Source organism: Rhizobium leguminosarum bv. viciae (assembly GCF_012276115.1).
Lineage (GTDB): Bacteria > Pseudomonadota > Alphaproteobacteria > Rhizobiales > Rhizobiaceae > Rhizobium > Rhizobium leguminosarum_T.
The window spans coordinates 12,746-32,843 of sequence record NZ_WIEU01000030.1 but is presented as its reverse complement, the minus strand read 5'-3'; the positions used below and the strand labels follow the sequence as shown (position 1 = coordinate 32,843).

Sequence of the window (20,098 nt, the reverse complement as noted above, 5' to 3'; positions counted from 1 at the left end):
CACGTGTCCAGATCCGGCGCGGGCGAACCGACGGGTCAACGGACAAGATGCCGGCCCGTCACTGAGCGGCTAAGCTCGGCAATCCCTGAACCTTCGTGATCGGAGGCGGATTCCATTTGCCGGTGAGGGCTTCGGCCTTTGGGCTGTAGAGACGCATGGTGAGGTTGAACGCCCCCTTGGGTGCGGGCAGCCAGTTGGCTTCCTTGTCTTTGCCGGGGCTCTCGTTCTGGAAATAGATGTCGAGAGAGCCGTCGGCATTGATCTTGAACGGCATCCAGCTGCTGACCGCAAACCGGTTGAGTACGCTTGCCACCTGGAAACCGTCCGCGTCGTAGAGGGTGATCGACCAGAAGGCGTTCACGGGCGGCGTTGCTCCCTTCTCGAAGTGAATCATATACTTGTTGGCGCCATCGAGCGGCTTGCCGGATTCGTCGAACAGGTTCAGCGGGTAGATCGCGTCTTCGGGAAGATTGGCGCCGAGCCCGAATTGCGTGACGATCGCCCGCTTCAGGTAGTAATTTCCGTAGACGCCCATGGTGTCGGTATTCATCGACCAGCCGTTCGCAACGCGCGAAAGGGTCGGCACCTTCCACGCCATCAGCTGCTGGGCTGCTTCGGGCACATCTTCCAGCGCCTTCTTGACGGCGGGGGCGAGCTTATCGAAGTCGAAGCTCTTGCCGGGCTCGATGCCGATGCGTTTCATCCGGGCGATGATCGGCTGGTCGGTCATGTGGGGCGGGTGCAGCTTCAGCAGTTCGGCAGCGTAGGTGAAGTATGCCGCAGCCGCCATGGTATCGACCTGAATCTTCGGCGGCGTTTTCATGTCGACGCTTGGGTCGATCTTGGCCGTGACCGGCTGGGCCGCCTTGCCCCAGTCAGACAGCGGCGTGACTGTGTAGCCTGCTTGAATTGCATGCACGGCAGCGTAATCCGCAGGTCCGTCCGTCTTGGTGCGCCCGATGATCCAGACATACGGGGTCGGCGCGGCAAGCCGCGTCACGCCGTCCGGAACCGTCCCCGTCCAATCGGGCGGCGTGACGAGAAAGTTGCCTGCCGCCGTTCCCGTTGTCCGCCAGCCCGGCGACGCGAAAACATCCGTCCACATGTCGAGCATCGGCAGGAGATAATATCGTCCGGCCGTATCCGGCGCGGAAATGACCAGCGGCTCCTTGGTAAGGTCCAGCCACGCAATGGAGTAAAGCGTATCGAAATTCGAGCGTACGACGCCTTTGAAATCGGCAGGGGGATATTCCGGAACGTTCACGAACATATTCATCGGCCCTTTGCCAAACTCCTTGCCGGGCTCGACATTGGTGAACTGCTTCCGGGTGACGTCCATCGACAGCAACGGATAGAAGTAGACATAGGCATCCACGCCGATGTTATGCGCCTCCTGCTCCGAAATCGCTTCCTGAGCAAAAGCGGCTTCCGAAAGGGAAAGACCGACAACAAGTCCTACCGTGAGCGATATTGCACGTTTGATCATCATCATGTCCTCATCGACAACAGTCGGTTCGAAGCCTGGGGCGGCGGTTCAGGTGAGATGCTGGAGGCGTGTTGACGGCCATGGCATCGGCCGGAAAATCGGAATGGATTTTCGGAAAGCACGATGCGTAGATTCAAAATGTTGGAGCGTCCGAAAGGACGCACGGCACTCTGGGGCTTGTCGTCGTCCATCCCCGGAACGTCACGGTGATGGACGACGAACACCGTGGCCGGCACTGCTACCTCGGACCATAGTGCCTTTACCGAAAGTTGCAATTACCTCGAAGGAGGTAGGCCGTGACCTTATGAATGCGGAATGACCGAGTTGGGGTGGCTGGCTGTCCTCACGAGTGAGCTGGTCCGGACCCGCCTACCACGCAGACTGAGAATACCCTGGCGCTGTGGCATTTCATCTAAAGGCGGCGATGGCTGGATGGGTTAGATCGTAAAGCGCCAACTCCTCGGCGGTTGGCGGCTCGAACAGCTTCGACCACCTAAGCAGGTCCGCCCGCGAGATGTCGAACGTGCCGACTGGAAGCTCGGCGTTTCGTTGGGAGACCCGGTCCCAAAGCTCATCAAAGGGAACGTCGAGGAAGCAGAGGACGACGCGGGCACCCGCTGCGCGCGCTTCCTTGCGGCAGGTGTCGCGTTCTGCCCGTGACCACACTCCCCAATCCACGACAACGTTACACTGAAGCCTGATGGCACGCAGAGCGATCTGCCATTGTAGGCTCTCGACTCTACCACGGCACGGACCAGATTCGGCTTCCGGCGTAGAGATGCCGGGGTAAAGCCTGTGCATCCAGTCGTCTCCGGTCAGACGGAGGGCAGATGCTTCATGTTCGATGATCTTGGCGAGCGACGTCTTCCCCGAACCGGGAAGACCGCAAGTGAGGTAGAGCGTGGGCATTGGAAATCTCTGATTTTGGCTTGGCAAGTGGAAGTGGCCCCGCGGTGTCGTGCAGGACTGCGCTTCGCTCAAGGCCGCAAGGCGCGGCCAATCAGAGGTGTGTTGCCATGGTCTGTCTTGTAGGACCGCTCTGCTCCGGGGTCAAGACGGAGCGCATGGGTGAGCTCACAGGTGAGGTCGTCTAACCCACTGGCTGCTTTGTGGTATCTCCAGTCGACCTCATTGACTCCCGCCCGAATTCTGGCACCGTTGTTGCGCCACTCAGCGGGGCAGCGAATGTCATCATCTCACTATACACATGGATCGAGCGAGGCAGAGCAACAGCGGTTGACCGCACTGAACAGGCGGCTCAACGAGCGGTGTATCGATGCCGCGCAGCTCGCCGCCGGTGAACGCGTCGTCGACTTCGGAGCCGGCCTTGGTCAGTACTCGCGGATGATGGCACGGGTTACCTGCGTCCCGGTGCTCGGGCTGGAGCGAAGTCCCGAACAGATCGCCGAGGCGTTGCGCCAAGCGGCGGCCGACGACGAGACCGGAATGATCGAGATGAGGCAGGGCGACGTCCTCGATCCGCCCCTTCGCGACGACGAACTCGGTCAGTTCGACGTCGCTCACGCTCGCTTCGTCCTTGAGCACATACCCGACCCGCTGCAGGTCGTCCGCAACATGGCGCGCGCGGTGCGGCCGGGTGGCCGTGTGATCCTGTCCGATGACGACTACGATGGCCTGCGGCTATGGCCAGAACCCCCAGGGTTCTCGTCGGTCTGGAACGCCTATCAGCGCACCTATGACAGGCATCGCAACGACCCTATCGTCGGGCGTCGTCTGGTGCAATTGCTTCACCAGGCGGATCTACGTCCTCGCCGTAACACGCTTGTCTTCTTCGGCGGCTGCGCGGGTGATCCCGATTTCGAGGATGTGGTTCGCAACATTGCGAGCATCGTCGACGAAGCGATCGACGACATCGTGGCGACCGGGCTTTCACGAGACGCGGTCACCGCAGGTCTCGACACCTTGATGGCGTGGAGCAAGGCGCCAGATTCGGCGGTGTGGTTCGGCATGTCATGGGCGGAAGGGATTCGGCCCCTCTGACGTCTGCAGCCCGCAGATCACGGCAGGCTCCCGGCCCTTCGTTGGACGGCTCTTCAGCCTTCGCGCCTGGGACGATCATCCGCAGGATCAGGGGTCGATTTCGGCGATGATCGCATCGAAGACGTCATCCTGCTTCGCGCGGTCGACGACGAAGGTGGCAGGAACCGATTCTTGCTCACATAAATCCTGGATTCCGCGGCAAATCCGACGATGTCGATGTCGTTCTCCGCGATCCATAGACCGCCGGGGTCGTCCTCAAGCGAAAACAGCTGGAAGTTGGGAGGGCTTGGCATCGCCATCGGGCCGAAGCCATGTCGGGTGGTGAGATCGTTGATGCTGGCGACCACCAGCACGTCGGTGGCGGCCAAATCCTCCGCCTGGGCTGGCCTGTAAATGACAGACATCGAGGACTCCCCATAGGAATATCAAACGGGGTGAGCACGAGCCGCAGTGTCGCACCCCCCCGACGTCACGCTGCTCGGCTCATTATTCCAGCGAGCCCACATTCGGTCAACTCTCATGGTCCACCCGCCCCGAGCGTCGGGAAGGGCAAGCAGCCCCTCTCGGCCACTAAGGCCAATATGAGGCAGGTTAACTTCGACGCGACCTTCATTCGCGTCCGACGCCAATGCGAGGTCAGCCCCCATTGAGGGAAGGCTTCACGAGTCTGAGAATTTCACCATGACACCGCGCTGGCGAAAGTAGGCCTGCATTCGCTTCCTGCCGGAACGGTTATTCTGCACGAGCCTAGCCGGGTCGAATACGGCCTCCTTCAAACCCGCCCGCGTCAACGCCGCCTTGAGGGTCGCGATGTGCGCGTCGATCTCGGCATTGTCTGCCTGGAGCGACTCATAAATGCGGTTTGTTGCATCTGCTACGGTCGGTTCGCTCACGATTACACTCCTGTTGTCGTCTGGCTGACCTGACCGTATTGGGGTGAAACCTGTTCACGTCAATGGGTGACAGTGGATTGCAACATTTCGTCTGCTTTCAAAGATGAACCGCTCGCATGGGTGAGCGCACCGGTCAGGTCGTCCAACCCACTGGCTGCTTTGTGGTGCCTCCAACAATAAGCTGACTGTCAGCATCCCGCCCGCAGGTGGCGCCTCCGATGCCTCACAAATCAAAATCCGTAAGGAGGGGCAAAGAAGCAGTTCGCGTGGTCTTCGGTTGGGTGCAAGCAAATGTGAAAATGACTGTCTCCGGACGGAATGGTGGCACCATACGGAATTCGGAAGAAGTGTTGCTTTGTGACGAGGTGATGGTCGCCCGGATTGAGCAGCACTCTGAAACCGTCAGGACCGGTGCTCACGCTGGTACTCGGAATTTCGTGGCAATCGCCTCGTTCTTTGTCTCCTCGGCAGCATGCGGGTGGATAGATCCATCCCGACTCGGTGTCGTGGGCGGTAGCGCCATTCCAGCAAGACAGCGTCGATAGGATAGCTGAGAAATACAAAGCGCGATTCATCTTTAGTGTTCCGGGGGCGGCAGGTCGCAAATCTGCCGGCAATTGTGAGCGAGGTCCTGCCGCATGTAACGAACGGACTCCGATCAAATGACGATATTTCCCCGATCGGCATCTTTGCCCGACCCTGTTTCGAATTAGAAAAGCATTTGCCGATATGGTCGCCCGCGAATTCCTCGACGCCGACCAAGGCAGGAGATGCGTCATGGACGTTTCATGACGCAGATGTTGTTCGCATCGCGGTTCGACTGGTCTATCCGTCCACGGATATGATCTGGGGGCCGGCGGCTTGTGACAGCGCCGCACCTGACGCGGTTTGTTCGCCGCTGGCCTGCCTCATTCGGGAAGCCCGGCCGTTCGCAAGGCCGCTGCCAGCGCGTCCATCAAGTACGGCTGAAACAGGTTCGTTCGCACGTAGCCGCCGACCGAGAAATTCGGCGCCACCTCGATCAGTCGTCGTGCCGCAGAGTGCGCGGCTTCGACATTGCCAAGGCCGACGTGGCTGGCCGCCAGATAGGCGTACGGGATGCTGAAGCCGGGATTTGCCCGGACCGCCAGAGCGGCGTATCTGGCTGCGTCGGCGAAGGCGCCGGCAAAGAGGTGGGTCAGGGCGAGTGCGCAGTAGGGATGGTAGCTCAGCGGATCGTCAAGCGGGCTCAGCCGCAGCGCCTTGTGCGCATGTTCCACCGCCCGCTGGTGTCGCTCGCTGTGGGCACTGACCAAAGCGCTGAAGCCAAAGGCCAGGGCCGAATTGTTGTTCAATGCGAGAGCCCGGTCGAGCACCTCGACGGCGGCGTCGTAGTCCCGGGTGAGGTTGGCGCGGACGAACGCGCCGATGCTCATCGCCTGCGGGTCGTCGCTGTTGATGCCTAACGCAATGTCGGCGTGGCTGAGTGCGGTCGCCTTGTCTGCGGGATCCAACCCGTTGCGCAGGTAGCGCTGCTCGTAACACCATGCGGCATAGCCATGCGCAGCGACATAGTCGGGCTGAAGCTCGATCGAGCGCGCCAGCAATTGCAGGGCCTTGTCCGTCTCGACGGGCGTGTTCGCGTGGGCGTGCGGCAGCGCCCGAAGGTAGAGATCGTACGCGTCCAGACTTTCGGGCCGCTTGCGGTGTGCACGCTCGATCTCCGCACGGCGGACACTCGGTTCGATCGAGCCCACGATCTGCTCAGTCAACCGATCCTGGAGATCGAACACGTCCGTTGCCGCGCCCTCGAACCTGTCGGCCCAGACATGAGTGGCCGATGCGCCGTCGACAAGCTGGGCATTGATCCTCAGCCTCCCCCCGGACTGTCGCAAGCTGCCCTGCAGCAGGTAGCGAACGCGGAGTTCGGCGGCAATTGTGCGCAGATCGGCTTTCTCGCCCCTGAAGCCGAAGGAGGAATTGCGTGCGATGACGAACAGACCCGGAATCTTCGAGAGGTTGGTGATGATGTCCTCGACCAAGCCATCGGCGAAGTAGTCATTGGGCTCGTCGCGCATGGTGGCGAACGGCAGCACGGCGATCGAAGGGCCGCCGAGCGCACTCTCGTCGCTACGCTCCAGCGACAGGCGGTAGCCCCGCCGCGAGACGGTGGCCAAGACCGCATACCGCTCGTCGCCGAGCGCTCGCCGGATCTCGTGGATGCATTGAACGAGACTGTCGTCGGTAACGGCGGCGCCTCCCCAGACGGCTTCAAGCAGCTCGGCCTTGGTGACCAGCCTGTTCGCGTTCTGGACGAGGTGGCGAAGGACCGCAAAGGCCTGCGGCCTGAGGGCGATTGCATCGCCGTTCTCAAGACGGAGCGTCTCGCCTTCCAGGTCGACGACAACCTTGTCGTTGAGGATAAGGGTGGCAATTGCTGGCGAACCGACCATGACGATCCTCACCTGTGACGGATCCCGTTGCCTAGCATACACCAGGTCTTCGCCGACGGCTCTTCATCCTTTCAGGGGTCTGGCCGGCGCGACTTTGGCAAACGACCGGAACTCGCTCGTTACTCGGACGCGGCGTGGTGTGTGGTCGCAATGACGGGGAGAGGGGACGTGCCATGCGAGACGTGGCGGGGTACGGAGAGGTCGCCGCATGTCCCTTCGCCCCGCGAGCGGGGAGAAGGTGGCGGCAGCCGGATGAGGGGCGGCGCGATCTCTGAGCGGGGATTGTCGCATGTCGCAACCTTTCCTGAAAAACGATGCCGACACAACTGGGCGGAACACGATCGATGATGAAATTATCAGGCAGGAATCGGTAATGCCGACCTTGAAGCGCGATCCAGACGATCCGGCTGCCCAACAATCTAACGATCGCGTCGGCAGAGAAGTTCTCAACCGTCGATCATGTCCGGATGCGTCGCTGTCCTTGCTCCAAAGCTCACCCCCCGCTCCGTCCTCCTCGGGCTTGACCCGAGGATCGGGCTTGACCCGAGGATCCACTCTCGCCTCCGTCAGCCGTGGGCATGGATTCCAGGCTCAGGGCCTGGAATGACGGAGGTTGGGGGGCCGTCTTGGCCGGATCCCAGGACTCCGTTGCCAAGGATCATCCAGCGCGGCACGCAGTGGTGGCTGTCGTCATCGAAGGTTGTCGTTTCGATCGCGGGAAGGGAGGCGTTCACTGCATGCCGCACGACGCTGGTAGCGCGGTATTCCCAAGGTTCGGGTGTTCGTCGACTACATGGCCACCAATCTCTTCGCCGGATGATGGCTCCGATCGCTGGGCGAAGTGTTTGCCCGCCTTTCCGGCTTCTGAGCGGATCTTTGCCGCTTCCTGAAAGCAGGCATCGCCGGCGACCACGCTGGAAGTTTCAGTTGCGCCAAAACCGGAAGATAGAACTGCTCCGCAACAAGTCCGATTTACTTGGTCAGCAGACCTCTGGTCCGGTAGAGTCCCAAGTCTCCACCTGGCCGCAGACCGAAAAGCCGGAAATGCTTATCTCATAGCAAGCTGATGCATCTGGAGCGCCTATGATGAAGCCGAGCGGATCCACCGAGGCGGTGAGGATCGAGGACCTTGACGACGCGGGGCTGGTTGAACACGCGCGACAGCTTGACCCCGCCGCATTCTGGCTAATCATCAAGCGTCACAATCTGCGGCTTCACCGGGTCGCCCGCGCCGTCCTGAATGACGAAACCGAGGCGGAGGACGTACTTCAGGAGACCTATATCCACGCCTTCACCCATCTGGCCGAATTCCGCGCGGAGGCGCGGCTGTCGACCTGGCTCACCCGGATCGCGCTGAACGAGGCACTGGGACGCCGCCGGAAAAGGCGACCCACCGTAGACGCGAAAGCCCTCGAAGGCATGGTCGCTCCGTTCAGCGTACACAAGCCTAATCCCGAAGAGGCGGCCGCTCTCGCTGAAATCCGCGGCCTGCTGGAGCGAGCCGTCGGTGACTTGCCGGAGCCCTTTCGCATCGTCTTTGTCATGCGGGACGTCGAGGAAATGAGCATTGAGGAAACGGCTTTTCTTTTGGCATTGCGACCTCAGACAGTGAGCACCCGTCTTTATCGCGCACGCCGGCTGCTCCGCGAAGCGCTGCGGGACCAGCTCGCCACCGTGTTCACGGATACGTTTCTCTTCGCTGGCGCTCGTTGTGACCGCCTCGCGCAATCAGTCCTCGATCGGCTGGCAATTCGCCTGGTTCGAATGGATACGCAGCTGTTGAACGAGGCGACCGAGCGCACCTAGCAAGAGGCCGTCCACGCCGAGATTACGCCGGCTCCTTTCGCAGGGCCCTTGTAGCGGGACGGGAATATTTTGGCGGCCCGGATCATCTAATCGTCAGGCAAACGCATTCGGTGCCGCGGTGCTGACAGCGGTGCTGAATCAACAAACATAGGAGATCGCCATGCAGGGCCCACTTCACCTATCCCGGCGTCAGTCGCTTCAGGGACTTATCGTACTCGGAGCCGGAGCGGCACTCAGCGGAATTGCGCAGCCTTCGCCGGTATTGGCACAGGACATATCGGACGAGGACATTTTCCGCTTTGCGCTCAACCTCGAATATATGGAGGCTGAATACTACCTCCGCGGCACCACCGGAATGGGCATCGACGCAGCCGATGCCGGTTCGAAACCCGGCGACGTCGTTGGTGGAAAGCAAGTCTCGTTCGAGACGCCCGCCATCGGCGAATTCATGCAGGAAGTCGCGGAAAACGAACTCGCGCACGTCCGCTTCTACCGCAAGACGCTTGGAACCAACGCGGTTGACAGGCCGGCCATCGATTTCGATGCGGGCTTCAAAGCCGTCGCGGAAGCGGCGGGCCTCGGGCCGGACTTCGACCCCTTCGGCAACGAAACGAACTTCGTTCTCGGCGGGATGGTGTTCGAGGATGTCGGCGTCACCGCCTATGCCGGTGCGGCGACAGTTCTGAAAAACAAGGACTTCCTCGCCGCAGCCGCAGGCATCCTGGCGGTCGAGGCCTATCACATGGGAATGGCGCGATCGACGCTATACCGAAAGGGAGAGGAAGCCTGGAAGGCCGCCAACGCGGTCTCCGATGCCCGAGACAAAATCGACGGATCAGACGATAAGGACCAGGGGATCCAGGGGGACGGAAAAGCCAACATCGTTCCCTCGACGCCCGATGCGATCGCATTCACCAGAACGCCGCAGGAGGTGCTCCGGATCGTTTACCTCACTGACAAGGACGGAGTGAGCAAGGGCGGCTTCTATCCGGAAGGGATGAACGGCACGCTCAAGTCCACCTGAGCCAGTTGCGACGAGTGACGATTGGCCACCGGAAACTGAGCGGATTGGTATCCGCCGCTCTGCGTGAGATCAACGCTTCAACCCTCCTTGCGACGTGCAAGGACGGTTGAACTCGATTAAATGCCTGTCCGCGGATACCGGTCGCGCTCCTGTGCGATCTGCTCGGGGGCGTATGGATCGAGCCTGTCGTCGAAGCGAGTCCAGCCCTGTTCGTTATAGGCACGCCGACGTTCGACCGGGTCGACGCAGTTTGACCCCTGGAGAATAGCCTGCGCCTCGGAGGCGCGGGCGTCGTCGACCTTGGCCGTGACCAGGCTGCCGCCGCGGCGGACACCTTCGGCATAGAGGTGGGCATCGTCTTCCGGAACGCCGGAGTCGGTGAGGGCGCCGATCAGGCCACCAACCGCACCGCCGGTGACGGCGCCGGCGACAGCTCCGGCCGCAGTCACGGCCAGCCAGCCTTCGGCAACCACCGGCCCGACACCGGGAATGGCCATCAGGCCCAGTCCGGTGAGCAGGCCGCCGGCGCCACCGACGGCAGCGCCGATGACGGCGCCGGTCGCGGCATCCTTGCCAACGTCAGAGTCGCGATGGACGCGGCCAGCCTTGTTGGAGACGATACTGATGTCGTTTGAGGCAATGCCTGCCGCTTCCAATTTGGTGACGGCGGAGCGAGCGTCCGAATAGTCATCGAAAAGTCCGGTTACAGTTCTCATCATGCTTCTCCTTGGGTTACTTGGCGACGATGTTGCCCTGATAATCGAGAGCAATGGAGACGGCTTTCCCGTCCTTCATGCCGAGGCCATCCAGATCCCCTTGTCGTCGAGCTTGAGATCCTTGACGTCGGTGTAACCCGCTTCCGCAATGCGATCCTTCGCCTGAGCTTCGGTAAAGCTGTTGGCGCCCTCAACGGGCGCGGTCGGATTTTTGGTGTCCGGGGTTGCAACCGCAGATGTGTTTCCATCCTTGGATGGAGTCGGTGTGGTTTGGGCAAAGGCTGCAATGGCAGACGCGCCCAGAATTGCCGCCGCGAAGACGATCTTCTTCATATGTGTTTCTTCCATTTCCGGATCAGATGAGATCCATGCGGTCAGAACACGCAAGAGAGATCTTTGTTCCGTGAGATTATGTAGTTGATTTTTCTAAATATATGGGAAAGCGGCGCGCTGCGGATTATTCTCTGCGGCGCCGGGGCAAAGTAAGCAGACAGTAACGGTGTGGGGTAACCGACGATCCCACGGGCGCCTTGAGGAAGGGCCTCGGTGTAGGCCCATCCTATAACTCCTAGAGTTGTGTTTTTGTCATATCCAAGAGGTGGCAGCGCGGGGCCGCTCTCCTGCCGGCAGGTCGTGCGGTGACGGATGCGGCCCCGGCAATGTCAATGACTTCACGGAATACGGGCGATCACCTTGATCTCGAAGTCGAAGCCGGCCAGCCAGTTGACGCCGATGGCGGTCCAGTTCGGGTAGGGTGGCTTGCTGAACATCTCCTCCTTGACCGCCATGATCGTTCCGAACTGATTTTCGGGATCGGTGTGGAAGCTGGTGACGTCGACGATATCATCCAGCGTTGCGCCGGCGGCACTCAGCGTCGCCTTCAGGTTTTCGAAGGCGAGCCGCACCTGGCTTTCGAAATCGGGTTCCGGCGTTCCGTCCGAACGGCTGCCGACCTGTCCGGATACAAACAGCAGATCACCGGATCGGATCGCGGCGGAATAGCCGTGCTTCTCGTAAAGAGCGTGCCTGTCGGCCGGAAAGATTGCTTCGCGTTGGGTCATTCTGATCTCTCTTCATTGTTGACAACGACCGCTGAGCGCGACGTATCGCTTCACATCTCGCGCCCCATTTGATATACGGTTCGTATGCGAAATGTATGAGATACGCATCGTATGTCAAGTCCATATACGCTTCGTATATGAAATTGAGGGATTGCATGGCAAGGAAACGCAGCGAAACGATGCAGGAAAACCGCGTCAAGCTGATCGCGGCGGCGCGCAAGAGCTTTGCGGAAAAGGGGTATTCCGCAGCATCGATGGACGAATTGACCGCTGACGTCGATCTGACACGGGGCGCCCTCTACCATAATTTCGGAGACAAGCGCGGGCTGCTGGCGGCGGTCGTCGATCAGATCGACACGGAGATGGCGGTGCGCGCTCAGGAGATCGGAGCGCGCGCAGGGGACGCTTGGCAGGGCCTGCTTGCCGAGGGTGCCGCCTATATCGAGATGGCGCTCAATCCGGAGGTCCAGCGCATCGTCCTGCTCGACGGACCTGCGGTGCTGGGCGATCCCTCGCAATGGCCGAGCCAGAACAATTGCCTGCAGGTGACCAGGAGCACGGTGGAGCGCCTGATCTCCCAAGGCATCCTCAAGCCGCTCGACCCGGAGGCGGCCGCCCGATTGCTGAGCGGCGCGGCTCTCAATGCCGCCCTCTGGATCGCCGCCAGCGAAGATCCGCAAAGCGTGATGCCAAAGGCGGTCGAGGCTTTTCATGCCTTGGCGGCCGGTCTGCTGGCGGAGCGTTTGTGATTTGTCAAAAGCCAGTCGAGCGAAGGGACGTTCACCCGTAATGGCGAAAGTGGCTCCATTTCCTTACCCGCTCTTCGAAGCGAGAGAAAGGAAGCGGCACGGGCTCGATCGGTAGTCGTTTAGTTCACCATTGGATGATGATGGAGCGATCGGTCTGCTTTCAGCCCTGAGTAGACAATCGAAATTTCCGCCTGTAGGTCCGCTTCCACCAGAAACGGACCGCGCGATCAAATCATCTTATTTCTCTGGCTGGCCAAAGAGGTCGCTTGCAGGCATCAGGCTGACCTCGGCAGCAAGAATTCTAAAGGTCCCCTCGACAACAAGTGAAAACGTGGCCCTTGCGCCGGAGAACTGTTCAAACTGTGCCTTGGCGGTCTCAATTTCCGAGACTGAGAAATTTGCGGTTTGATCATGGTCGCAAAGTATTTGCCGCGCCTTAGGTTCCAACTCCATCGGACCAGATAGGTCACCAAAAGGGCGACCGAACTCCTCAATATTGTGCTTTGCCATTAGATTTTTGAAAGTGCTGTGACTGCCCATCTCGAATTCGCTTGCTAGTGTCTCTAGTAAACCATCCAAATTTTTCGACGCGGTTGCAGACATTCCCGCCTTCGGAAGCTCGATATGTCGAAAGAAATAGGCCGAGAATGCAAATCCAGACGATTCAAATGGCCCCCCAATCAGAATATTTCCCTCAACTGCAGCTTTTCCAACATTACAGTATTCTCTGGGTTCGAAGGGAACGAAAATATACGACATTACCTCTAAGTTGGCGACCGTCAGATATTTTACTAGGGATGCTTTGAATATAACCGCATTCTCTCTTATGGATTTTCCAAGGTAAGCATTCTGGTTCGTCAACTTTTCCTTGGTTAAAGTTAATTCAGTTACTTCTTTATCAAGTCTGATCCTCCGCTGATCGAAGTATCCGGTTTGAAATACTGTGACGTAACCAATGATCGCAACGAAGATTGTTGCAAAGGGCGCCGAGACCGTGAAACGCTGCCACCAAGGTTTTGATAGGTCAGCAATTTCGAGTTTGATCTTCGCTATCTCAAGCTCTTCCTTTGCGGCCGCCAAGGCACTGGATTTTGTTTCGTCGGTCATTACGCCCCTCTTTTTGCCACTTCAATCTAGCAGCTTTTTCGAGATGGGCTACGCGATGTCGAGCTTTGGTGGCTCTTCTGTGGGGTTTAAGGGCAGCCCTAGAAAAAGCCGTCACGGCAGCAAAGCACAGTGTAGGCAAGTTATGCCATCACCAAAATATAATGACACACGACTGCCGAGTTTCATCTCGTCCGGCGCGGAATTGCCTTGGCATAGTCTCGGGCTCGAAATAAATGCCGGACTTGCATATCGGCTCTAGAGGTGAAGCCGAGACAGTTTCACGGACGCAAAGAGTCCAGGCAGGGCGGAACCGTTGCTGCGGCTATTGGTTAATCCGCCGCGGTCGCGGCGTGCCAATCGGACGTGACGGAGATGGTGAACGCACCGGTTTTTCCGATTTCTCGGTGCGGGCAACGAAACGCCAGGCGAGGACCTTTACCCGTTCGCCGCGACCTCATCCCGCGGAACAGGATTCGCGAGGATCGAACCGCCAACCAGGGCCACACATCGATCACTGCTTCTTGAGCGCGGAAGCCGCCGCGAAACTCCAACTTTTGCGACAGAGTTTTGCGGCGAGGATCCTCGAACGCTTTCAGGAACGACCGGAGTGTCGCAAAAGTCAGGAGTTGCGCGACAACGGAAAAGCCATCGCGAAATAGACTTGCGAATCGCATAAGTGTGTGCTTATGTGTCGGCATGATCGAGAATGACATTTTCCGAGCCTTGGCTGATCCGACCCGCCGCGCGATCTTCGAGAAACTGGCGGCGGGCGGCATGAACGCCAGTGCCCTGCGTGAGGGCATGGAGATCAGCCAGCCGGCAATGTCGCAACACCTCTCGGTTTTGCGGAGCGCAAAGCTCGTGAGGGAAGAACGGCAGGGGCGTTTCGTGAATTACGAAGTCGATCCGGACGGGCTGGCTCTCATCGCACAATGGTTGGCGAAATATCGCGCCTACTGGCCTGCCCGCATCGAAGCTCTCAAGGTCTTGCTGAAGGATATGGACCAATGAACGATGGAAAGGCCAAGGAGCAGAAAGACGGCATCGAACTGGAATTCGATCTGGATGAACCGCCGCAAAAGGTCTGGCGTGCAATCAGCATTCCGGAATTTCGGCAAAACTGGTTGCCGAACGACGCTCTGGCCGATCCCACCCCGGCCACCATCACACCTGGCGAGGTAGTCCGTTACAGCTTGCGCGACGATGCCCCACCTTTCCTTGAAAGCACGGTGACGTTCACGATCGTCCCGAACGCGACCGGCGGCACCCGCCTGCGCATTATCCACGAGCTCACCGACGCGAGACTTGACCGGATGGCGGAAACGGCCGCGAACAGCAACAGTCCGGCCCTCATGCTCGCCGCCTGACGCGGCAAGCTCTCCCCTTTAAATTCTGGAAGATTGGAGTTCGCCTATGCGCGAAGCGATGCAACTCGTCCCTATGGTCGTAGAACAATCCAGCAGAGGAGAGCGGTCTTTTGACATTTACTCCCGCCTCCTGCGCGAACGCATCATCTTCCTCAACGGCGAGGTCAACGATACCGTTTCCGCCCTGGTTTGCGCGCAGTTACTGTTCCTCGAGGCCGAGAATCCAAACAAGCCGATCAATCTTTACATCAATTCTCCGGGCGGCGTCGTGACCAGCGGCTTCGCCATGTACGACACCATGCGCTTTATCCGCGCGCCAGTTCATACGCTTTGCATGGGGACAGCCCGTTCCATGGGATCGTTCCTGCTGATGGCAGGCGAGGCCGGCGGAAGAGCTGCCTTGCCCAATTCCAGTATCCTCATTCACCAGCCATCCGGCGGCTTCCAAGGGCAGGCTTCCGACATGCTGATTCATGCCGAAGAAATTCTGAAAACCAAGCAGCGCATGACGCGGCTCTACGCGGAGCATTGCGGACGCTCCTATGAAGACTTCGAGCGCGGGATGGATCGCGACCGCTTCATGACGGCGGAAGAAGCATTGGAATGGGGTCTTATCGACCGTATTCTAAAGGTTCGGGAAGACACGGACAGCCTATAGCTTGCCGTGAAACCCCAACTTTTGCGACAGAGTTTTGCGGCGAAACTCCTCGAACGCTTTCAGGAAAGACCTATAAACGCTCACCCTGTTTGGCGGCTTTCTGATCACGCTATCTGGCGCATAAGGAAGGGCTGAAATGGGGTGGCAACCAGACGGCCGGCTTTCGCGCGCTAAGTCGTTAAAGCCGAGTGGAAGGGCAACGCCGGCCTACAGTGGCTTCGGAAGAACACGACGCGCTGTGTCTCCTCAAATCCAAAAGCGGTATGGAGCGCATGGCTGCCTGAATTCTCAAGCAGCGCGTCAGAGCCAAACTCAACACACCAAAGTTAGCGAATGTTGTCGCTTTGATCATCGGTCCGTTGAGTAGGTCTTATGTTCAGCTGCAACCTTTTGATACGTCTTTGTGTTTCTGTCTGGGTATTCGTAAGTCCACTTCAAACCCCATCTGCATTCGTCCGTCTCACACTTGCTATTCTTCGGCTCTATCAGATTGACTTGAAATGCCTCGCCGTTGACCTCACCGATGAACGAACCCGTCCTTCCCTTATCCGCCGATATGAGGTCAAACTCTCCTGCTCGACCGTCCAGGCAGTAGATCTGGCCTCGATAAGTTCGCTCGGTCTCTAGCTTCCATCGATTTGTTTTTAACTGCGATAGGCTGTACCAACCTTTGCATTGTTGCTTCTCGGCCGAGCCGATTTCAAGCGTGCCCCCTGCCTGTTCGTCATTTGAAGAAACCATCCCGAGAAGCGGAGTACCCGTGGCGGTGTAGCTTCCCTCAACGCCGCTCATAAAATGATATGAGCATCCTGCGAGCGGGAAGCACAATACCATCCCTAAACCGGTGACCGTGAAACCGCGAAGCGCCCGCAAGCACCTTAAGATAGGCAGCAAGTTCATCTCTCAATGTTCATCTTGACGTTCGCGGATGCCGAAAAAGACGAACTGAAGCGAAGGTCAAACAATAGTTGCGAAAAGGTCATAGGGGCGAGAAAATAGCTGTTTTGACAGGAGGTGTTGCTAATACTCGAATCACAGTATCTGCTCACTCGTGGATATCTCCCTCTTGGCGAGGTGAATAAATGCCACAACTAATCGGCAAATAGAATGCCCCATCGCCCTGTCAGGGAAGATGAACATGAAGACCGGTAATGGCGCAAATCCGCCGCGCGCACAGCGGGAAATATGCCCAGCTGGACCGGGAAGCCGCGGAGTTTAGGCAATTGCCTTGGCATAGTCTCGGGCTCGAAATAAATGCCGGCCTTGCATATCAGCTTAGCGGCGAAGGCGAGACCCTGTCACGGATGCAAAGAGTCCAGACAGGGCGGAACCGTTGCAGCGGCTATCGGTTAATCCGCCGAGGTCGCGGCGTGCCAATCGGACGTGACGGAGATGGTGAACGCACCGGTTTTTCCGATTTCTCGGTGCGGGCAACGAAATGCCAGGCGAGCACCTTACCCGTTCGCCGCGATCTCATCCCGGACAACAGGATTTGGCGAGGATCGAACCGTCAACCAGGGCCACACATCGATCACTGTATTCTGAGCGCGGAAACCGCCGCCCGCTCATCATAGGCGGTGGAACAGGCGAGCGACCATGCTCCGTGTGGGTCGATCAGAGGAGGAAAAGGTCATGAGCAAAAATAATTGGAAGGCTGGGCTTCGCGCCAAGCTGGAGCATCTCGTCGACGACTGCGTTGTGGCCGGGGCCAGGCAGCAGGACGTTTTCGATACGATCATCAAGGAGACCGGCAATCTGCGCGCAGCCCTTGAGCGCGATCCCGACCCTGCGGAGGACGATGTTGCCGTCATAGAGGAGCCTGCGAACGATTGGCCGGCGGCCGAAAAGTGACCTGAAGCCGATCGGGGAGGGGCACGCGAGCGCTTTGGGGCGGGGGCTTATGGAACCAACTGGCGCGGCGAAGATTTACAGTCTCGTCGCTTGGCAATCGGTTTAGCCTGGATCTGCTAGATGTGATTGCCCGCGTCGTCCACTCATCATTCACAAGGGGGAATTGCCATGGAAAGTGCAGGTATCGGCTGGATCGCCGCCATCATCATCGGCGGCATTGCCGGCTGGCTCGCCGAATTGCTGATGAAGAGCAACATGGGCGTGCTGATGAACATCCTTCTCGGTATTGTCGGCGCCATCGTCGCCAACTTTATCCTGTCGCTCTTCGGCGTCGTCCTTGGCGGATGGCTGGGTTATCTGATCGCGGGCTTCATCGGAGCCTGTATCCTCATCGCTGTTGCGAGAATGGTCAGACGGACGGTCTGATCAAACAGAAGGCGGCTTCGCAAACCGGCCGCCTTCGGCATCCCCATAACGGCGTTTTCAACTTGGAATGACGCGGTCGCGGCGACATCTGGGTATTGCGGTCGAGATAGCGGATAAATGGGCGGCTATTCGCAACACACCGGATAAAAATTCCGCAATAGGATGTTCATTGGACAAGCTCGGCACGCTCGGCATCTTCATCCAGGTGCATAGATTCTCCAGCGCGATAGCACATTCATCATGTTCCGCCAAAGATACGTGTTCGCGAATATACTCGTCAGTAACCGCCCGGCAAAATCACGGATCAATTCTGTAAGGCGATTCTCAATGTCCAATGAGCCTTAACACTGTGGGCAGCCTGTGATGATGCCCTCACGACCTTTTTCGGAAGGTGGATGCAATCGCTTGGCATAGGTTTTCGCATTGCCATCAGAACAAGCCGGTAGCAGCTTCCAGCATACACCGTGCCCACAACAGGACAGCCCATTTGACCGATGAAAAGCTGCGATCAGCGGATCCGGAACTGGAACACCAGAGCCGGCGAGGACTGCCCTCGCTCGTTCTCGCTACCGTGGGCGTCGTCTATGGCGACATCGGAACGAGCCCGCTTTATGCATTCAGAGAGGCTCTCCACGCCACCGGCGGATCCGGAGCTCATCGTGCGGACATCCTTGGAATCCTGTCACTGATCGTCTGGGCGCTCACGATCGTAGTCACCTTGAAGTACGTAACGTTCGTTTTGAAGGCAGACAACCGGGGCGAAGGCGGCACGCTGTCTCTCATGACGCTCGCCCGCGAAGGTCTGGCCGGACGCCCCAAATGGGTGCTTGTCCTGGGCGTGATCGGCGCCTCGCTGTTCATCGGTGATGCGATCATCACGCCTGCGATCTCAGTACTGTCTGCGGTCGAGGGCATCGAGGTGGTCGCACCGGCGTTGTCCAACTGGGTCGTGCCGATCACTCTCACGATCATCGCCGTGCTGTTTTTCGTCCAACGGTTCGGGACGAGCGGCGTGGCGTCGGTGTTCGGTCCCGTAACGGCTCTGTGGTTTATCGTCCTTGGCGTCAGCGGGGCGATCCACATATTTGACGACCCGTCGGTGTTGGGCGCAGTCAATCCGGTCCACGCACTCTGGTATATCGCAAACAACATCGGCTCAGCCATCGCGGTGCTTGGGGCCGTCTTTCTTGCCGTGACTGGCGCGGAGGCCCTCTATGTCGACCTTGGACATTTCGGACGCCGTCCGATCGTCACGGCGTGGTTCTCGCTCGTCTTCCCCAGTCTGCTTCTGAACTACTTCGGGCAGGGAGCGTTCGTGCTCGCGAACCCGCAGATGGCTGAGCATCCCTTTTTCAGCATGCATCCGGAGTGGGCGCGGATTCCTATGGTCTGTCTGGCCACCGCGGCAACGGTCATCGCCAGCCAGGCCGTGATCTCCGGCGCTTATTCCCTTGTCCGTCAGGCGATGCACCTCAACCTGCTTCCTCGCCTGCGCATCCTCCACACCTCCGAAACTCAGTCCGGACAGATCTTCATGCCGCAGGTGAACAACCTGCTGTTCATCTTCGTGGCTGCTCTGGTGCTCTTCTTCCAAAACTCGAGCGGCCTTTCCGCCGCCTATGGCATCGCCGTGACAGGCGAAATGTTCATCACTTCGATCCTCCTGTTCATCGTGATGCGGCGGATCTGGAGCTGGAAGCTGGCGACGGTTCTTGCCGTCATCGTGCCGATGACACTGATCGACGCCGGGTTTCTGGCCGCCAACATCGCGAAGTTCGCAGATGGAGGATGGGTTCCCGTTGCGGTGGCGACTGCGATGGCGCTCATCATGCAGACATGGACGGCGGGGCGTCGGCTGCTTGCCGCCCGCACCAAGGCCGACGAAATCCCACTTTCCGCGATCATTGACAACCTGGCCCGGAAGAAGCCACCCACGGTGCCTGGGACTGCGATGTTTCTGACAAGCGACATCGAAGGCGCGCCAACCGCACTCCTCCATAGCCTGAAGCACTACAAGGTGCTCCATGAGCAGAACGTCATTCTCAGCGTCGTGACTTCGACCACGCCTTTCGTCCCGGACGATGAGAAAATCTTCCTCGAAAGCTTCAATCGCCACTTCAGCCGGCTGGTGATCACGTTCGGCTACATGGAGACGCCCAACATCCCTCGTGCGCTCGTTCTCGCCCGCAAGCTAGGCTTGAAGTTCGATATCATGTCGACCTCGTTCTTCCTTTCCCGCCGAACGATCCTGCCATCGAAGAAAGGCGGCCTGCCGTTCTGGCAAGACCGGCTGTTCATCTCGCTTGCACAGAATGCAAGCAATGCCACAGACTATTTCGGGCTGCCGTCGGGGCGAGTGGTCGAACTTGGGCTGCAGACAACCATCTAACGGCTGCCGATGAGCGCCGAAGTTCCGTCACATTGCGAGGAACGCCGATCTTCTCCGTCTTCGATCTCATCTCGCTGCTTCTGGTTCTCACTGCCGGATCCGATCACCCGGAGGCTCGCAGCGCCACCCGCG

At 59.0% G+C, this 20,098-nt stretch carries 19 protein-coding genes and 1 pseudogene; 10 read left to right on the top strand and 10 right to left on the bottom strand.

Translation table 11 applies throughout. From position 1 onward, the window contains the following. Positions 1-58 precede the first annotated feature (58 nt). Positions 59-1,486, bottom strand: a complete 1,428-nt coding sequence (locus GFM02_RS31900) for a DUF1254 domain-containing protein (protein WP_205930553.1) — start codon at positions 1,484-1,486, stop codon at positions 59-61. 408 nt (positions 1,487-1,894) lie between these two features. Beyond that, positions 1,895-2,395 carry an AAA family ATPase gene (locus GFM02_RS31895; RefSeq protein WP_168323899.1) on the bottom strand — a complete coding sequence of 167 codons (501 nt, stop codon included), beginning with the start codon at positions 2,393-2,395 and terminating at the stop codon, positions 1,895-1,897. 327 nt (positions 2,396-2,722) lie between these two features. Between GFM02_RS31895 and GFM02_RS31890 the strand changes: the two genes are divergently transcribed. Next, positions 2,723-3,487 (top strand): class I SAM-dependent methyltransferase, encoded by a 765-nt coding sequence (locus GFM02_RS31890; protein ID WP_168304802.1) that lies wholly within the window; start codon positions 2,723-2,725, stop codon positions 3,485-3,487. 53 nt (positions 3,488-3,540) lie between these two features. Here GFM02_RS31890 and GFM02_RS35335 read toward each other — a convergent pair whose 3' ends face one another. The 3 genes from GFM02_RS35335 to GFM02_RS31870 form a co-directional block, all read right to left on the bottom strand. Then, positions 3,541-3,855, bottom strand: a complete 315-nt coding sequence (locus GFM02_RS35335) for a hypothetical protein (RefSeq protein WP_246792535.1) — start codon at positions 3,853-3,855, stop codon at positions 3,541-3,543. Between the two features lie 291 nt (positions 3,856-4,146). Next, the gene (locus tag GFM02_RS31880; RefSeq protein ID WP_168323923.1) at positions 4,147-4,383 is read right to left on the bottom strand and encodes a hypothetical protein; all 237 of its coding nucleotides are present in this window, start codon (positions 4,381-4,383) and stop codon (positions 4,147-4,149) included. 905 nt (positions 4,384-5,288) lie between these two features. Further along, the gene (locus tag GFM02_RS31870) at positions 5,289-6,812 is read right to left on the bottom strand and encodes a winged helix-turn-helix domain-containing tetratricopeptide repeat protein (protein WP_168323898.1); all 1,524 of its coding nucleotides are present in this window, start codon (positions 6,810-6,812) and stop codon (positions 5,289-5,291) included. Positions 6,813-7,895: 1,083 nt separating this feature from the next. Here GFM02_RS31870 and GFM02_RS31865 point away from each other — a divergent pair. Both GFM02_RS31865 and GFM02_RS31860 read left to right on the top strand, forming a co-directional pair. Beyond that, positions 7,896-8,618, top strand: coding sequence for an RNA polymerase sigma factor (locus GFM02_RS31865; RefSeq protein ID WP_168323897.1), 723 nt, complete (start codon positions 7,896-7,898; stop codon positions 8,616-8,618). 160 nt (positions 8,619-8,778) lie between these two features. Further along, positions 8,779-9,642 (top strand): ferritin-like domain-containing protein, encoded by an 864-nt coding sequence (locus GFM02_RS31860; protein ID WP_432444459.1) that lies wholly within the window; start codon positions 8,779-8,781, stop codon positions 9,640-9,642. A gap of 116 nt (positions 9,643-9,758) precedes the next feature. Here GFM02_RS31860 and GFM02_RS31855 read toward each other — a convergent pair whose 3' ends face one another. From GFM02_RS31855 to GFM02_RS31845, 3 genes and pseudogenes are all read right to left on the bottom strand, one after another. After that, positions 9,759-10,358 (bottom strand): general stress protein, encoded by a 600-nt coding sequence (locus GFM02_RS31855; RefSeq protein ID WP_168323896.1) that lies wholly within the window; start codon positions 10,356-10,358, stop codon positions 9,759-9,761. Between the two features lie 16 nt (positions 10,359-10,374). Continuing rightward, positions 10,375-10,691: pseudogene (locus GFM02_RS31850) on the bottom strand (PepSY domain-containing protein). A 338-nt stretch (positions 10,692-11,029) separates the two neighbouring features. Further along, positions 11,030-11,419 carry a RidA family protein gene (locus tag GFM02_RS31845; protein ID WP_168323895.1) on the bottom strand — a complete coding sequence of 130 codons (390 nt, stop codon included), beginning with the start codon at positions 11,417-11,419 and terminating at the stop codon, positions 11,030-11,032. Between the two features lie 137 nt (positions 11,420-11,556). Between GFM02_RS31845 and GFM02_RS31840 the strand changes: the two genes are divergently transcribed. Continuing rightward, positions 11,557-12,168 (top strand): TetR/AcrR family transcriptional regulator, encoded by a 612-nt coding sequence (locus tag GFM02_RS31840; RefSeq protein WP_168323894.1) that lies wholly within the window; start codon positions 11,557-11,559, stop codon positions 12,166-12,168. Between the two features lie 237 nt (positions 12,169-12,405). On the opposite strand, the gene GFM02_RS31835 is transcribed toward GFM02_RS31840, so the two are convergent. After that, positions 12,406-13,275 carry a hypothetical protein gene (locus GFM02_RS31835; protein ID WP_168323893.1) on the bottom strand — a complete coding sequence of 290 codons (870 nt, stop codon included), beginning with the start codon at positions 13,273-13,275 and terminating at the stop codon, positions 12,406-12,408. Positions 13,276-13,971: 696 nt separating this feature from the next. Between GFM02_RS31835 and GFM02_RS31830 the strand changes: the two genes are divergently transcribed. From GFM02_RS31830 to GFM02_RS31820, 3 genes are read left to right on the top strand one after another with little or no spacing between them, the layout of a single operon-like run. Continuing rightward, the gene (locus tag GFM02_RS31830) at positions 13,972-14,286 is read left to right on the top strand and encodes an ArsR/SmtB family transcription factor (protein ID WP_003557361.1); all 315 of its coding nucleotides are present in this window, start codon (positions 13,972-13,974) and stop codon (positions 14,284-14,286) included. After that, positions 14,283-14,642 carry an SRPBCC family protein gene (locus GFM02_RS31825; protein WP_168323892.1) on the top strand — a complete coding sequence of 120 codons (360 nt, stop codon included), beginning with the start codon at positions 14,283-14,285 and terminating at the stop codon, positions 14,640-14,642. The genes GFM02_RS31830 and GFM02_RS31825 overlap by 4 nt, the downstream gene beginning before the upstream one ends. Positions 14,643-14,688: 46 nt before the next feature. After that, entirely contained in the window at positions 14,689-15,300 is a 612-nt protein-coding gene (locus tag GFM02_RS31820) for an ATP-dependent Clp protease proteolytic subunit (RefSeq protein ID WP_131645280.1), read from the top strand. 348 nt (positions 15,301-15,648) lie between these two features. Here GFM02_RS31820 and GFM02_RS31815 read toward each other — a convergent pair whose 3' ends face one another. Beyond that, positions 15,649-16,092, bottom strand: a complete 444-nt coding sequence (locus GFM02_RS31815; protein WP_348644003.1) for a hypothetical protein — start codon at positions 16,090-16,092, stop codon at positions 15,649-15,651. Positions 16,093-16,932: 840 nt separating this feature from the next. Between GFM02_RS31815 and GFM02_RS31810 the strand changes: the two genes are divergently transcribed. The 3 genes from GFM02_RS31810 (at position 16,933) to GFM02_RS31800 (ending at position 19,966) form a co-directional block, all read left to right on the top strand. Further along, positions 16,933-17,151, top strand: coding sequence for a hypothetical protein (locus GFM02_RS31810; protein ID WP_168323891.1), 219 nt, complete (start codon positions 16,933-16,935; stop codon positions 17,149-17,151). A 168-nt stretch (positions 17,152-17,319) separates the two neighbouring features. After that, the gene (locus GFM02_RS31805; protein WP_077975745.1) at positions 17,320-17,577 is read left to right on the top strand and encodes a GlsB/YeaQ/YmgE family stress response membrane protein; all 258 of its coding nucleotides are present in this window, start codon (positions 17,320-17,322) and stop codon (positions 17,575-17,577) included. 487 nt (positions 17,578-18,064) lie between these two features. Continuing rightward, the gene (locus tag GFM02_RS31800; RefSeq protein WP_168323890.1) at positions 18,065-19,966 is read left to right on the top strand and encodes a potassium transporter Kup; all 1,902 of its coding nucleotides are present in this window, start codon (positions 18,065-18,067) and stop codon (positions 19,964-19,966) included. The last annotated feature ends 132 nt before the right edge of the window (positions 19,967-20,098 follow it).